General features: G+C 65.9%; 8 protein-coding genes. 6 read left to right on the plus strand and 2 right to left on the minus strand.

Annotated elements, in window-relative coordinates; all coding sequences use genetic code 11:
• Positions 1–70: 70 nt before the first annotated feature.
• The 5 genes from F0185_RS21430 to F0185_RS21450 all read left to right on the plus strand — a co-directional run bounded on the left by F0185_RS21430 (position 71) and on the right by F0185_RS21450 (position 7939).
• Positions 71–1354 carry an efflux RND transporter periplasmic adaptor subunit gene (locus tag F0185_RS21430; protein ID WP_167227887.1) on the plus strand — a complete coding sequence of 428 codons (1284 nt, stop codon included), beginning with the start codon at positions 71–73 and terminating at the stop codon, positions 1352–1354.
• A 20-nt stretch (positions 1355–1374) separates the two neighbouring features.
• Positions 1375–4536, plus strand: a complete 3162-nt coding sequence (locus F0185_RS21435) for an efflux RND transporter permease subunit (RefSeq protein ID WP_167227889.1) — start codon at positions 1375–1377, stop codon at positions 4534–4536.
• 4 nt (positions 4537–4540) lie between these two features.
• Positions 4541–5920: an efflux transporter outer membrane subunit gene (locus tag F0185_RS21440; protein ID WP_167227891.1), complete on the plus strand. Its 1380-nt coding sequence runs from the start codon at positions 4541–4543 to the stop codon at positions 5918–5920.
• Positions 5921–6090: 170 nt separating this feature from the next.
• Complete coding sequence (locus F0185_RS21445; RefSeq protein WP_167227893.1) at positions 6091–7041, plus strand: M28 family peptidase; 951 nt, start codon at positions 6091–6093, stop codon at positions 7039–7041.
• A gap of 103 nt (positions 7042–7144) precedes the next feature.
• Complete coding sequence (locus tag F0185_RS21450) at positions 7145–7939, plus strand: type 2 periplasmic-binding domain-containing protein (RefSeq protein ID WP_167227895.1); 795 nt, start codon at positions 7145–7147, stop codon at positions 7937–7939.
• Here F0185_RS21450 and F0185_RS21455 read toward each other — a convergent pair.
• Positions 7929–10481, minus strand: a complete 2553-nt coding sequence (locus F0185_RS21455; protein WP_167227897.1) for a GGDEF/EAL domain-containing response regulator — start codon at positions 10479–10481, stop codon at positions 7929–7931. The genes F0185_RS21450 and F0185_RS21455 overlap by 11 nt on opposite strands.
• A complete protein-coding gene (locus F0185_RS21460; protein WP_167227899.1) occupies positions 10478–13579 on the minus strand; it encodes a response regulator in 3102 nt (1033 codons plus the stop codon). Before F0185_RS21460 ends, F0185_RS21455 begins: the two co-directional genes overlap by 4 nt.
• A gap of 427 nt (positions 13580–14006) precedes the next feature.
• On the opposite strand from F0185_RS21460, the gene F0185_RS21465 reads away from it, so the two are divergent.
• Positions 14007–14847 (plus strand): MCP four helix bundle domain-containing protein (locus tag F0185_RS21465; protein ID WP_167227901.1); only part of this gene is annotated, 841 nt, incomplete at its 3' end.

Genomic DNA, 14847 nt, shown 5'->3' on the forward strand with positions numbered 1-14847 from the left:
TGAACTTTGTAATTACACCCTCCTGCGCGTGTAAGGACAGCTCGTCGCCTACTTAAAGGATGCACACGTAATGCGCCACACCCTCCTCCCTTCCCCGTCCGCGTCCCCGTCGCTGCGCCGGATCGCCGCCTGCACCCTCGCTGCGCTGGCTTTGTTATCGGCCTGCGGCGACAAGAAAGACGCAGCGCCAGGCGCCGGCGCCCAGCGCCCGCCGCCGGAAGTGGGGGTTATCACGGCCAGGTTCGAGCCGGTCGCCCTGCAAACCGAGCTGCCGGGCCGGGTCGAGCCGATCCGCGTGGCCCAGGTGCGCGCGCGCGTGAACGGCGTGGTGCTCAAGCGCTTGTTTACAGAGGGTAGCGAAGTCAAGGCCGGCCAGGAACTGTTCCAGATCGATCCAGCCTCGTACGCCGCCTCGCTCCTCTCCGCCCAGGCCACCCTCGGCAAGGCCCAGGCCAACCTGACCCAGGCCGCCGCCCAGGCCGCGCGCTACAAGCCGCTGGTGGAAGCGAACGCCGTCAGCAAGCAGGAATACATCAACGTCGTCGCCACCCAGAAGCAGGCCGAGGCCGACGTCGCAGCCGCAAGGGCGGCGGTGCAGATCGCCCAGATCAACAACGGCTACACCAAGGTCACCGCGCCCATCGCCGGTCGCATCGGCCGCGCGCTGGTCACGGAAGGCGCGCTGGTGAGCGCCACCGAAGCGACCCAGCTGGCCCTGATCCAGCAAACCAATAACGTCTACGTCAACTTCACCCAATCGGCCACCGACCTGCAACGCCTGCGCAAGTCGGCCAACCTGAAGGTGCGCAACGCCGAATCGCTGCCGGTGTCGATCATCATGGAAGACGGCTCCGAACTGCCTAACAAGGGCAAGCTGCTGTTTTCCGACGTGAGCGTCGACCCGACCTCGGGCCAGGTCACCCTGCGCGCCGAAGTGGGCAACCAGGATGGCATGCTGCTGCCGGGCCAGTACGTGCGCGTGCGCCTGTCGCAGGCCGAACTGCCGGCCGGGATGCTCATTCCCCAGCAAGCCGTCACGCGCGGCAGCCAGGGCGACACGGTCATCATCATCGGCCCGGACGGCAAGCCCGGCCCGCGTCCGGTCAAGGTGGCGTCGCAGCAGAACGGCAACTGGATCGTCCTGGAAGGCATCAAGCCGGGCGAACAGGTCGTCGTCGACGGCTTCCAGAAAATGCAGGCGCCCGGCATGACGGTCAAGCCGGTGCCGTGGACGCGCAACGCCGCGCCGGCCGCAGGTGGCGCTCCCGCCGCCTCGTCTCCCGCCGCCGCCGCTCCAGCCGCCAGTGCCGCCGCCGCGCCCGCGGCCAGTGCCGCGCCGGCCGCCGGACGTTAAACATATAACAGGACTACTTCATGGCTCGTTTCTTTATTGACCGCCCCATTTTTGCGTGGGTGATCGCATTATTCATCATGGTTGTCGGCGCGGTGGCGATCACCCAGCTGCCGATCGCCCAGTACCCGACCGTCGCTCCGCCGGCGATCGTGGTCACCACCAGCTACCCTGGCGCCTCGGCCCAGACCCTGGAGGACAGCGTCATCAGCGTGATCGAACGCGAGATGAACGGTTCGCCCGGCCTGATTTACATGGAATCGAACAGCCAGGCCAACGGCACCGGCACCATCACGCTCAGCTTCGAGACCGGCACCAATGCCGACCTGGCCCAGGTCGACGTGCAGAACCGCCTTGGCCGCGCCACCCCGCGCCTGCCGCAGGCGGTGGTGCAGCAGGGCGTGCGCGTCGATAAAGCGCGTTCGAACTTCCTGCTGTTTACCATCCTCTCGTCGGACGATCCGAAATGGGACCCGATCGCGCTGGGCGACTACGCCTCGCGCACCGTGCTGCCTGAAATCCAGCGTATCCGCGGCGTCGGCCAGGCCCAGTTGTTCGGTACCGAAAAAGCCATGCGCATCTGGATCGATCCGGCCAAGCTGGTCGGCTTTAACCTGTCGCCGGCCGATGTGAACAACGCCATCCGCACCCAGAACGCGCAAGTGGCCTCGGGCACCATCGGCGACCTGCCGAACATCGGCGGACAAGCCATTACCGCCACCGTGGTGGTCACCGGCCAGCTGGCCAACGTCGAACAATTCGGCAATATCATCCTGCGCGCCAATCCGGACGGCTCCACCGTGCGCCTGAAGGAAGTGGCCCGCATCGAAATCGGCGGCCAGAGCTACTCCACGTCGGCGCGCCTGAACGGCAAGCCGTCGACCGGTATCGGCATCCAGCTCGCCCCGAGCGGCAATGCGCTGGAAACGGCCAAGCTGGTACGTGCGCGCATGACCGAACTGTCCAAGTATTTCCCGCCCGGGATGAAATACGCGGTGCCGTTCGACAGCTCGGCCTTCGTCGAGATCTCCATCAAGCAAGTGCTCGAAACGCTGGTCGAAGCGGTGGTGCTGGTGTTCCTGGTGATGTACCTGTTCCTGCAAAACTTCCGCTACACCCTCATTCCCACCATCGTGGTGCCTGTGGCCCTGCTTGGGTCGCTCGCCTGCCTGCTGGCGATGGGCTTTTCGATCAACGTGCTCACCATGTTCGGCATGGTGCTGGTGATCGGTATCGTGGTCGATGACGCCATCGTGGTGGTCGAAAACGTCGAGCGCATCATGAGCGAAGAAGGCTTGCCGCCGCTCGAAGCGACGCGCAAGGCGATGGGCCAGATTTCAGGCGCCATCATCGGCGTGACCGTGGTGCTGGTGTCGGTGTTCGTGCCGCTGGCCTTCTTTGCCGGCGCGGTCGGCAACATCTACCGCCAGTTCTCGGCGGTGATGGTCACCTCCATCATTTTCTCGGCCTTCATGGCGCTCTCGCTCACGCCGGCCATGTGCGCCCACTTCCTGAAACCGGTGGAAGCCGGCCACCATCATGCCAAGACCGGTTTCTTCGGCTGGTTCAACCGTGGCTTTACGCGCACCGCCAAGAAGTACGAAGGCTGGGTCGCCACCACTTTGCGCCACACCGGCCGCTCGATGATCGTGTTCGTCGCGCTGGTCGCCGTGGTGGGCCTGCTGTTCGTGCGCCTGCCGAACTCCTTCCTGCCGAACGAAGACCAGGGCTACATCATCGCCAACTTCCAGCTGCCGCCTGGCGCCACGCTGGAACGCACCGGCAAGGCGCTGCGCGAGGCCGAAGACTTCATCCTCGCGCAGCCGGAAGTGGCCAGTATGGTCGGCGTGCAGGGTTTCAGCTTCTCGGGTTCGGGCCAGAACATGGCGCTCGGCTTCATCACGCTCAAGAACTGGAAAGAGCGCACCGGCGCGGGCCACAGCGCCGGCGACGTGGCCGGCCGCATCTCGGGCCGCATGAGCAAGGTACGCGACGCCTTCATCTTCGCCATCAGCCCGCCGCCGATTCCTGAACTGGGCAGCAGCACCGGCTTCTCGTTCCGCCTGCAGGACCGTGGCGGACTGGGACGCGAAGCGCTGCTGGCGGCGCGCGGCCAGGTGCTCGGCGCGGCCAGCAAGAGCCCGATTCTTGCCGGCGTGCGTCCGGAAGGCCTGGAAGACGCGCCGCAGGTGCAGCTCGAAATCGACCGCGACAAAGCCAATGCGCAGGGCGTGACCTTTGACGCCATCAACACCGCGATTTCGACCTCGCTCGGCTCGTCCTATGTGAACGACTTCCCGAACGCCGGGCGCCTGCAGCGCGTGGTGGTGCAAGCCGACGCCAAGGACCGCATGCAGCCGGAAGACCTCTTGAAGCTGAACGCGGTCAACAACAAGGGCCAGCAAGTGCCGCTGTCGTCGTTCGCCACGACGCGCTGGATCACAGGTCCAATGCAGACGGTGCGCTACAACGGCTACCCGACCATGCGCATCGCCGGCGACGCCGCGCCGGGCCGCAGCACCGGTGAAGCGCTGGCCGAAATGGAACGCATCGCTTCCGAACTGCCGCCGGGCTTCGGCTTCGAATGGACCGGCCAGTCGCGCGAAGAACAACTGTCCGGTTCGACCGTGTTCATCCTGCTCGGCTTCGCCCTGCTGGCGGTGTTCCTGGCGCTGGCCGCGCTGTACGAAAGCTGGTCGATTCCGGTGTCGGTGCTGCTGGTGGTGCCGCTCGGCGTGCTGGGCGCGCTGCTGGCCGCAGGCAGCCGAGGCTTCCCGAACGACGTCTACTTCAAGGTCGGGCTGATCACCATCATTGGCCTGGGCGCGAAGAATGCGGTGCTGATCATCGAATTCGCCAAAGACCTGCAAGCGCAGGGCAAGGGCGTGGTCGAAGCGGCGATCGAAGCGTGCCACCTGCGCTTCCGCCCGATTCTGATGACGTCGTTCGCATTCATCCTCGGCGTCATGCCGCTGGTGATCGCCAGCGGCGCCGGTTCGGCCAGCCAGCGCGCCATCGGCACCGGCGTGGCCGGCGGCATGATCACCGCGACCGCACTCGGGGTGTTCTTCATCCCGGTGTTCTTCGTGGTGGTGCGCAAACTATTCAAGGGCAGCGAGCGCCAGCGCAAGAAATACGCGCATGAAGATGGCGCCGCGCCGATCGCAGAGGTAAAACATGACTGATCTGATGACAAGACTGACTCCCCTGGCGCTGGCGCTGGCCCTGGCCGGCTGCGCGTCGATGGCGCCGAAGTACGAGCGTCCGGCCGCGCCGGTGGCCCCCGCTTTTCCGCTGCAAGCCGTCGGCGGCGCCAGTACCGAAGCCGCATCGGGCATCGCCTGGCAGCGCTTCTTTGCCGATGCGCGCCTGAAGCAATTGATCGAACTGGCGCTGAACAACAATCGCGACCTGCGCGTGGCGATCCTGAACATCGAACAGGCGCGCGCGCAGTACCAGATCCGCCGCGGCGACCGCCTGCCCTCGCTCAACCTGAGCGTGGCCGGCAACCGCTCGCCGGGGCCGGACGACAGCATCACCAGCTTGTACACGGCCGGGATTGGCGTCAGCTCGTTCGAACTGGACCTGTTCGGCCGCGTGCGCAGCCTGAGCGACGCCGGCCTGGCGCAGTACCTGGCCAGCGAAGAAGCGCGCAAGAGCACGCATATCAGCCTGGTGGCGTCGGTGGCGAACGCGTATTTGAGCCTGCTGGCCGATGAAGAACTGCTGGGCCTGACGCAAAAAACCTTGTCCGCGCGGGAGGAATCGCTCAAGCTGATCCAGCTCAAGTACGACAATGGCGTGGTCTCCAAGCTCGACCTGCAACAAGGATTGTCGCTGCTCGACAGCGCGCGCGTGGTGCTGGCGCAGCAACAGCGCCAACGCGCGCAGGATCTGAATCTGCTGACCCTGCTGGTCGGCCAGAGCTTGCCGGCCGGGCCGGACACCAGCACCACCCTGGCAGCGATGTCGCTGAGCGAACTGCCGGCCGGGCTGCCATCGGACCTGCTGACGGTGCGTCCGGACATCCTCGCCGCCGAGCAGCAGTTGATCGCCGCCAACGCCAACATTGGCGCTGCGCGCGCGGCCTTTTTCCCGCGCATAACGCTCACCGGCAATGCCGGCAGCGCCAGCAGCGAGTTGAGCGGCTTGTTCAAAGGCGGCTCGTACGGTTGGACCTTTGCGCCGCAGATGGTGCTGCCGATCTTCGACTACGGCCGCAACAGCGCCAACCTGGGTAGCGCGAAGGCCGGGCGCGACATCGCCGTGGCGCAGTACGAAAAATCGGTGCAGACGGCCTTCCGCGAAGTATCGGATGCGCTGGCGGGCCAGGCGACCTTCGGCGAGCAGTTGCGTGCGCAGCGCGCGGTGGCCGAAGCCGAGGCCGAGCGCTTCAAGCTGTCGGACCTGCGCTATCGCAACGGCGCGTCGAGCTACCTCGACTTGCTCGATGCCCAGCGCTCGCTGTTTTCCGCCGAACAGGCGGCGGTGCAGGCGAATTTGCAGCGCTTGCAAAACCAGGTCACGCTCTACCGCGTGCTCGGCGGCGGCTGGACCGCGCCGCAATAAACTCCCCCGCCCCCCGCCGGTGTCAGGTCTGACATTCAGACACGAGCCCAGCCGCTGCACCACCCCGCCGGTGTCAGGTCTGACATTCGGACACGAGCCCAGCCGCTGCACAGCTGAAGCCGTGTCCGAATGTCAGACCTGACACCGGGGTGGGGTTTCATGGAAACCATATGAGCACGCTATTTAATACAACCGTCATCGCCGCCGCCTGCATGCTCTCCGCCAGCGCGGGCGCCGCGCAGCAAGCCGACTTGCCGGCACGCCTGGCCACCCACGTGCGCGCCATCGCTTCCACCGAGCACAACACCGGCACGCCCGCCGAACTCGAAAAAGCCGCCCTGTATATCGAAGCGACCCTCGCCGCCCAGGGCTACACGGTGCGCCGCGACGAGTATGTTTTCGATGGCCACAAGGTGCGCAACCTGGAGGTGTCGATATCGAACACCGCGCCCGGCAAGCAGCCGGAGCGCATCTATATCGTCGGCGCCCACTACGATTCCGCACCCGGCACGCCGGGCGCCAACGATAACGGCAGCGGCACCGCCGCCGTGCTGGAACTGGCACGCTTGCTCAAGGGCCTGGCGCCGGCTCCCGGCAAGGAACTCAAATTCGTCCTGTTCGTGAACGAAGAGCCGCCCTACTACAACGGCCCGGGCATGGGCAGCCGCCGCCATGCGCGCGCACTCAAGGCGCGCGGGGCGAACGTGGAAGCGGCGCTTATCCTGGAAACCATCGGTTACTATTCCAACGCCAGCAACAGCCAGCGTTACCCGCCCGGCATCGGCGCGTTTTATCCCGACCAGGGCAATTTCATCGGCTTCGTCAGCACCCTCGGCTCGATGGGACTGGTGCGCAGGACCGTGTCGGCCTTCCGCGATGCCTCGTCCTTTCCCGCCCAGGCGCTGGCGGCGCCGTCGTTCGTGCGCGGCGTCACCTGGTCCGATCACACCTCCTATAACCTCGAGGGCTACAGCGCGATCATGATCACCGATACCGCTACCATGCGCTACCCGCACTACCACACCAGCGCCGATACGCCCGATAAACTCGATTACGCCAGCATGTCCAGGGTGGTCGAGGGCATGTCGAGCGTGATCGGGGCGATGCTGCAAGACCGCTGATGCCCCGGCGCGGCCTGCACGCCGCACGCCGTACGCAGCACCTTGGATGAACGCCGGTTTCGCGGTATGCTATGCGTCAAGATCCTCCTTTAGCGGGTACACGGTGAGCCACTTTCGAACGCTGCTGACGTCTTCCCTGCTGGCCTTGTGCATGGCGCTGTGCACGGCCAATGCACAGGCGCGCATCAAGGTGGTCGTCGCCACCGATTCGTGGGCCCAGCTGATGTACCTGGACAGCCGCAACGTGCCCGCGGGCGACCTGGCCGATTTCATCAACCGCATGAACGAGGTGCAGGATACCTTCCAGTTCGACCTGGTCATCTACCCGCGCCTGCGCGTCGACCGCGTCTTCATCGACAAGGAGGCCGACGTGTATCCTTTGCGTACCACCTTGTGGACCCGGCCGGAACTCGGCCTGCTGCCCACCAAAACCATCTTCACCAGCGGCGATATCTATTTCGCGCGCCGCGCCAACCGTTTCGGCGGCCACAAGGTGTTCGACGACCTGGCGACGAAAACCGTGGCCGGCGTGCGCGGCTACCATTACCAGCTATTTAACAATAACACCGACGAATCGTATATCTGGAAACACTTCAACGCCTATCTGTTCAGCTCCAACGAAGGGGTGATCCGCTTCGTGCAGGCTGGCCGGGCCGATGTCGGCATCGTTCCCGAAGTGATCATGGCGAAGTACATGAACGACCCCAACGTGCGCCAGCAACTGATCGTCGCCGAGCGCTACGATTCGCAAGTCGCGCTGTCGAACCTGGTCAGGAAAGACGGCCCCATCTCGGTGGAGCAAATGAACGCCATCGTCGACCTGCTGGTCAAATCGGGCGATGTGCAGAAACTCAAGGCCAGGTTGAGCATTCAACCGGTGCGGCCGGCTAAAAAGTGAGCGTGCGCTTGCCGGCGTCGGCAAGGAAGGCGGTGGCGTCGTCGCCGGTCAGCGGCCGGCTGAACAGGTAGCCCTGCATCACGTCGCAGCCCAGTTCGCGCAAGTGGCGTGCCTGCGCGGCTTGTTCGACGCCTTCGGCGATCACTTCCAGTCCCAGGCTGTGTCCGAGCGCGATCACGGCCCGCACGATGGCCGCATTGCCGCTGTTGTTCATCATGTCGCGCACGAAGGACATGTCGATCTTGAGCTTGTGGACCTTCAGTTGCTGCAGATAGGCGAGCGAAGAATAACCGGTGCCGAAATCGTCGATCGACAGGCGCACCCCGAGCGCGCGCAGGTCGGCCAGCGACTGGAACGACAGTTCGCGTTCGAGCATGACGAAGCTTTCGGTGATTTCGAGTTCCAGCTGTTCGGGCGCGATGCCGGCTTCGTCGAGCGCGCGCCTGACCGAGTCGAGCAGGCGCCCCCGGCTCAGCTGCACCGCCGAGATATTCACCGCCGTGTGACGCGGCGCCAGCCCGGCGTCGCTCCAGCGGCGGATCTGGCGGCAGGCGGTGCGGAGGACCCAGTCGCCCAGCTCGACGATCAGGCCGCATTCCTCGGCCAGCGGGATGAAGGCGGCCGGCGCCACGTTCCCGCGCACCGGATGGGTCCAGCGGATCAGCGCTTCCAGGCCGGCCAGCTCGCCGCTGCGCAAGTCCATCTGGGGCTGGTAGTGCAGCGAGAATTCGCGCCGTTCGAGCGCGCCGCGCAGGTCCGCCTCCAGCGCCAGCCGCTCCCTGGCGCGCCCGCTCATCTCCGGCGAGAAAAAGCGCAAGCTCCCCGGCCCCTTGGCCTTGGCCTGGTGCAGGGCCACGGCGGCGTTGCTTTGCAAGGTCTCCAGATCGACGCCGTCGGCCGGATACAGCGCGATGCCGATGCTGGCGCCGACGTAGGCGCTGGTGCCGTCCAGCTGGTACGGTAGCGACAGGGCGTCGATGATGCGCTGGGCCAGCAGGTCGGCGCCGGGCGCGTTCGCTTCGCGCTCGAGCACGATATTGAATTCGTCGCCGCCCACGCGCGCGATCGCGTCCACCCCGGGCAACAGCGCGCGCAGGCGCGCGGCCACCTCGACCAGCAAGCGGTCGCCGGCGCTGTGCCCCAGGCTTTCGTTGATCGTCATGAAGTTGTCGAGGTTGATGAACAGCAGGGCGAACTCCGATTGCGCATGCCCGGCCTGCTTGACGGCGTGCGCCAGCAATTCGCCGAACAAGGCGCGGTTCGACAGGCCGGTCAGGGCGTCGCGGTGGATGGCGATATCGAGCTGCTGTTCGGCCTGGCGCCGCTGCGTGATGTTGGCGTACGAACCACGCCAGCCGCGCGCCTGGCCGGTGGCGTCGCGCACCCGCCTGGCCACATGCTCGACCCAGCGCTCGCTGCCGTCGGCGGCGCGGATGCGGCACGCGAACGGGGCGCTTTCGGCCTGGCCGCCGTCCGGCCCGCACTCTTTCCAGGCCGCCCGGTCGGCCGGCTCGACGATTTTTTCCATCAAGCCGGGATCGGCGAAAAAGTCGGCCGGCGCATACCCGGACACGGCGCTGCAGGCCGGCGAGACGTACAGGTAGCTGCCGTCCTCGGCCAGCCAGTATTCCCAGTTCGGCGAGTATTCGGCCAGGATGCGGTATTTTTCTTCGCTTTTCTGGAGCAAGGCGGTGCGCTGGGCCACCTGCCGTTCGAGGTGGCGCCGCAGCCGGCTCAGTTCGAGGTGGGTGCGCATGCGCGCGCGCACTTCCTCGATATCGAACGGCTTGGTGATGTAATCGGCCGCGCCCAGCGCGAAGCCTTTGAGCTTGTCTTGCGCCTGGTCGGCCACGGTGACGAAAATGATCGGAATGCGGTGGTGCTCCGGCAAGGACTTGAGGTACTGGCATACCTCGTGGCCACCCATGCCGGGCATCCTGATGTCGAGCAAGATCAGGTCGGGCGGCGCCGCGCCCTGCACCAGCTCAATGGCCCTGGCGCCGGAATCGGCCAGCATGATGCGGTACTCGTCGCGCAAGCCTTCCAGCAGGCCGTGCAGGTTTTGCTGCACGTCGTCGACCAGCAGCACGCTCGGCACGGCGGCCGGCTCGGCGCCGGGCGCCTCCTCGAACTGGGCCGCATCGGCGCGGTAGCGTTGCAAGGCCAGTTGGGTATTGACGCGCAAGAGCAGCAATTCCGGGTCGACCGGCTTGGTGATGTAGTCCGCCACGCCCAGTTCGAGGCCGCCCGCCACATCGGCCGCGTCGTCCAGCGCGGAGACGAAAATCACCGGGATATGGCTGGTGGCGGGGTCCGATTTCAGGCTTGACAGGACCGTGTAGCCATCCATGCCCGGCATCCTGATGTCGAGCAGGATCAATTCCGGCTGCGGCGTGCGGCGCGCCAGTTCCAGCGCCTTCTGGCCCGAGGTGGCGGCCGTCATGGTGTGGGTCGCACCGAGGATATTCATCAGCAGGTGCAGGTTGTCGTGGACATCGTCGACGATCAGGATGCGTGGGCGATGTTGGCTGAAGCGATTCATGGAGAAGTTCCGGATGACAGCTGGAAGGGCGCCGCGGCGGCGTGCGGCGGCATGGGATCGGGCTGGCCGGCCTGGCTCAGTTGCAGGCGCAGGGCGCGGGTCAGGGCCACGGCTTGTTCAATGTCGAAGGCGTCGGCGCAGTCCGCGATCGCGGCAATCGCGGCGGCGGCGCCGGTGCCGGCCGCACTGGCGCGCAATTGCGCCAGCAAGAAGACGGCCCGCCCCAGGTCGTAATCGAGTGCGCCGCTCAACTGGTCGAGCAGGTCAAGCAGGGGCGCGCCCGCCATGGCCGGCCCGCCGGCGGCGGCGGCGGGCGCCAGGCTGTCGATGTCGGCCAGCAGCGCGGCATGCAGTTCGTGCAGCGACGCCAGCGCGGCCGCGTCGGGGGACGTATCGTGCTTGAGATTGGCGCTGATGGCGGCCAGCCGGGCAAACAGGGCGCCCGCGCCCAGATTGCCGGTCACGCCGAGCAGGGTATGGCAATACGCGTCGGCGCTGTCATGGTCCGGCGCGGCCAGCATGGCCGCCAGGCGCGCGGCGGCGTCGCCGTAGTGCTCGCGAAAGCGCAGCAGCTGGCGGCGGTAGGCGGCGGCCTTGCCGCCGATGCGGCGGATGCCTTCGCGCGCGTCCAGGCTGGCCAGCGCCAGCAAGTCGGCGGGGATGTCGGACGCGGCCGGCGCCGGCGGCGCAAGCGGGGTCGCCGACGGGGTCGCCGACGGCGCGCTCCGTATCCAGCGGCCCAGGGTGGCCAGCAGGCGCTCGGGCGCGATCGGCTTGGTCACATGGTCGTTCATGCCGGCCGCGCGGCTCTGTTCGGCGTCATGGGCCATCGCCAGTGCGGTCATGGCGATGATCGGCAGCGCGGCGAAGCGCGCACCGTCGGCGCCGGCGGCCATGGCGCGGATCCGGCGTGCCGCCTCGAGCCCGTCCATCACCGGCATCTGGACGTCCATCAGCACCCCGTCGTAGCTGACGCTGCGGACCATCTCGACGGCTTGCCGGCCATTGGCCGCCTCGTCCACCAGGATGCCTTCGCTTCGCAACAGTTCGCTTGCGAACTCGCGGTTGATGTCGTTATCCTCGACCAGCAACAGGCGTACGCCGGACAAGCCCGATGCGAGCGGGCGCAAGGCCGGCGGGCGGCGCCCGGGGTTGTCCAGGAGTCGTTTGCGGCCCAGCACCGACAACATCGCATCGAGCAGGGTCGAGGGCGAGACCGGCTTGATGAGAAAACCATCCACGCCCGCTTGCTGCGCCAGCCGGAACACATCTTCGCGGCCATAAGCGGTCAGCATGACCACCTTGGGCGAGGCCACGATACGCGGATCGGCGCGCAGCAGGCGGGTCACTTCGTCGCCGTTCATGTCGGGCATGCGCCAATCCATCAAGACCAGGTCGAACGGTTGCGCGCTGGCGGCGGCCAGCGCGGCCAGCGCCTCGGCGCCGTTGGCGGCCACGGCCACGTCGAGCTGCAGGAAGCGCAGCATGTCGGCCATGATCTCGCGTGCGGACTGGCTGTCGTCGACCACCATGACCCGTATCCCCTTGAGCAAGGGGCCGACCGGATCGACCAGCAGCGCCGGCGCCGGCGCCGGCGCCGCGGGCCCCGGGCGCGCCAGGGTCAGTTCGAAGCACAGGGTGCTGCCCTGCCCCGGCGCCGAGTGAGCAATCCAGATGCGCCCACCCATCAGTTCGACCAGTTCCTTGCTGATCGCCAAGCCCAGTCCGGTACCGCCGAAGCGGCGCGTGGTGCTCTGGTCGGCCTGGGTAAACTTGGTGAACAATGCGCCCTGCACCTGCGCCGACATGCCGATGCCGGTGTCGCGCACCGCCATGTCGATGGTGATCTCGCTGTCACTGCTGGCCACGGCGCGAAAACTCAGTTCGACTTCGCCCTGCTCGGTAAACTTGATCGCATTGCCGCACAGGTTGAGCAGGATCTGGCCCAGGCGCAAGGGGTCGCCCAGCAGGACCGAGGGGACCGCCGGATCGTAGCGGATCAGGAACTCGACCCCTTTCTGCCCGGCCTGGTATGCAAGCGTGTCAGTCAGTTGTTGCAGCACATCGTCGAGGCTGAACGGGATGATGTCGATGTCGAGTTTGCCGGCTTCGATCTTGGCGAAGTCGAGAATGTCGTTGATGATGCCAAGCAACGACAGCGCCGCGCTTTGCGCCTTGCCCAGGTAATTCCGGAGCGCCGGGGCCGGCTCGGTTTTCAGCGCCAGGTAGAGCATGCCCAGGATCGCGTTCATCGGCGTGCGGATTTCATGGCTCATATTGGCCAGGAATTGCCCCTTGGCCAGATTGGCGGCTTCGGCGGCGTCCTTGGCCTGCTGCAATTCGCAGGTGCGTTCGGCCACCAGATGCTCGAGGTTCTGGTTGACGCCCTTGAGCTCCTGCACCAGTTCGAACAGCTGCGCCTGGCTGTCGTTGAGGGCGCCGACCAGCTGGCCCAGTTCGTCCTGGTAGGGGTAGGCGATGTTGTCCGCCCTGCGCCCGCCGTGCGCGGCGCGCCACTGCGCCACCCCGCGCGCGACCTCGGTCACGCTGCGCGAGAGGCGATAGCTGATGGTCCAGGACACGATCAGCCACAACAGCGTACTGCCGAGCACGGAATTGAACAGCACCACGAAGAAGCTGTACTTGGTGCGATCCCACAACACGTCGCCATTGGCATACAGTTCGAGATGACCGATCAGGCGCTGCTTGTTATCGCGCTCCGTGTAGCGCAAGGCCACCGTTTCCTGCTGGTAGCCGGGCAATGCCGAACTGCCCGCGCCGGAGCGCACAGCGGGACGATCGCCGTCGCCAACGAGCTCCTGGCCGTCGATATTCCTGATCCGCACCCCGGTGACAATCGCATTCTGGCGCACGCCGCGCACCACGGCCCGCAGGCGGGCGGTATCGAGCTCCCACAACGCTTGCGCCGCGCCCGGTTCCACAGTGCGGCCGAGCGAGGCCAGGTCGCCGGCGATGGCGCGGCTGACCGAGAAATACTGGATGCCGAGTTGCAGCACCGTCATGCTCACCGACAGCAGCAGGTACCACGGCAGCATGGTGTAGAGAAGGCGGCTGGCAAGCGTTTGCGTGCTGAACATCAACCCTCCGGTCAAGGGACATCCCCGGCTCGCAGGCTGTGCATGCGCCCGCAATGTCCTTGATCTGGCGCAGTAGCTTGCCCGACGCGCCATGTTAGCGCCCAGTGATTCATTCTAGTCGGATGGGATGCCAGCGTGCAAGCGTCAGGTGCCGCCGGGTTGGGAAAATGAATGACTTGCCAAAAATCACAACAAAAGCGGCGCTGAATACAATCAACACGGCAAAGCTGAGCTTGTCTTTCTGGAAAATCGACTGATCGTTTCGTGGCGCCAAGCCCCCGGCTGGCAGGCATGCCGGCCTTGTTACGGTTCAACAACAATCGAACCCATGCATATTGAATATTTTCCAGATACCAACGAACCGGGACAGCGTTACGGGCGGATAATCGGGGCTTGCCATCCCCCCGTCCATTGCAAGGAAAACATCATGTTCTCTGATATCCGCATCGGTTCACGCCTTGCCATCAGCTTTGCCGTCGTCCTGATGCTGTCCATCGTATCGACCGGGTACGCCATCATGGCCGCGCGCGATAACGCGCTTGCCACCGAGCGCATGATGGCCGAGCCGCTGGCCAAGGAACGCCTGATTTCCGATTGGTATGGCAACACCTACGCGGCCATCACCCGCACCGCGCTGATCGCGCGCAGCAGCGACAATACCCTCTCGAGCACCTTCGCGACGACCATCGCCGACAGCGTCAAGCGCAGCACGGAGTTGATCAAGACGCTAGAACCGCTGCTCGTGAGCGCCGATGAATTGGCGACCATGAAGTCGATCCAGGCGCAGCGCAGCGCCTACCAGGCGGCCAAGGACAAGGTCATGAACGCCAAAAAAGCGGGCGATGCCGACGCGGCGGTGGCGCTTTTCAACGATAGCTTCATGCCGGCGGCGAATGCGTACCAAAACAGCCTGCAAGCCATGCTGGTCATGCAGCGCAAGGCGATCGACGATATCGCCATCCTCATCGATCGCGCCAACACCCGCACCGTGACCTTGCTGCTGGTGCTCGGCACCCTGGCCGTGCTGACCGGGGCCGCGTGCGCCTTCCTGATCACGCGCTCGATCACGGTGCCTTTGAGAGCGGCCGTGGCGGTGGCCGGCACGGTCGCCAGCGGCGACCTGACCACGCAATTCGGCGCAGCCTCGCGCGACGAAATCGGTGACCTGATGCGCGCCCTGCACGCGATGAACGACTCGCTCACGCGGGTGGTGTCGGAAGTGCAGAGCGGGACCAACGCGATCGCCATCGGCTCGACCGAAATCGCCG

The sequence above is a fragment of the Massilia rubra genome (assembly GCF_011682065.1).
Lineage (GTDB): Bacteria > Pseudomonadota > Gammaproteobacteria > Burkholderiales > Burkholderiaceae_D > Telluria_A > Telluria_A rubra.

Coding starts and splice junctions, on each gene's coding strand:
- F0185_RS21430 (WP_167227887.1), top strand. CDS start 71: ATGCGCCACACCCTCCTCCCTTCCCCGTCCGCGTCCCCGTCGCTGCGC.
- F0185_RS21435 (WP_167227889.1), top strand. CDS start 1,375: ATGGCTCGTTTCTTTATTGACCGCCCCATTTTTGCGTGGGTGATCGCA.
- F0185_RS21440 (WP_167227891.1), top strand. CDS start 4,541: ATGACAAGACTGACTCCCCTGGCGCTGGCGCTGGCCCTGGCCGGCTGC.
- F0185_RS21445 (WP_167227893.1), top strand. CDS start 6,091: ATGAGCACGCTATTTAATACAACCGTCATCGCCGCCGCCTGCATGCTC.
- F0185_RS21455 (WP_167227897.1), bottom strand. CDS start 10,481: ATGAATCGCTTCAGCCAACATCGCCCACGCATCCTGATCGTCGACGAT.
- F0185_RS21460 (WP_167227899.1), bottom strand. CDS start 13,579: ATGTTCAGCACGCAAACGCTTGCCAGCCGCCTTCTCTACACCATGCTG.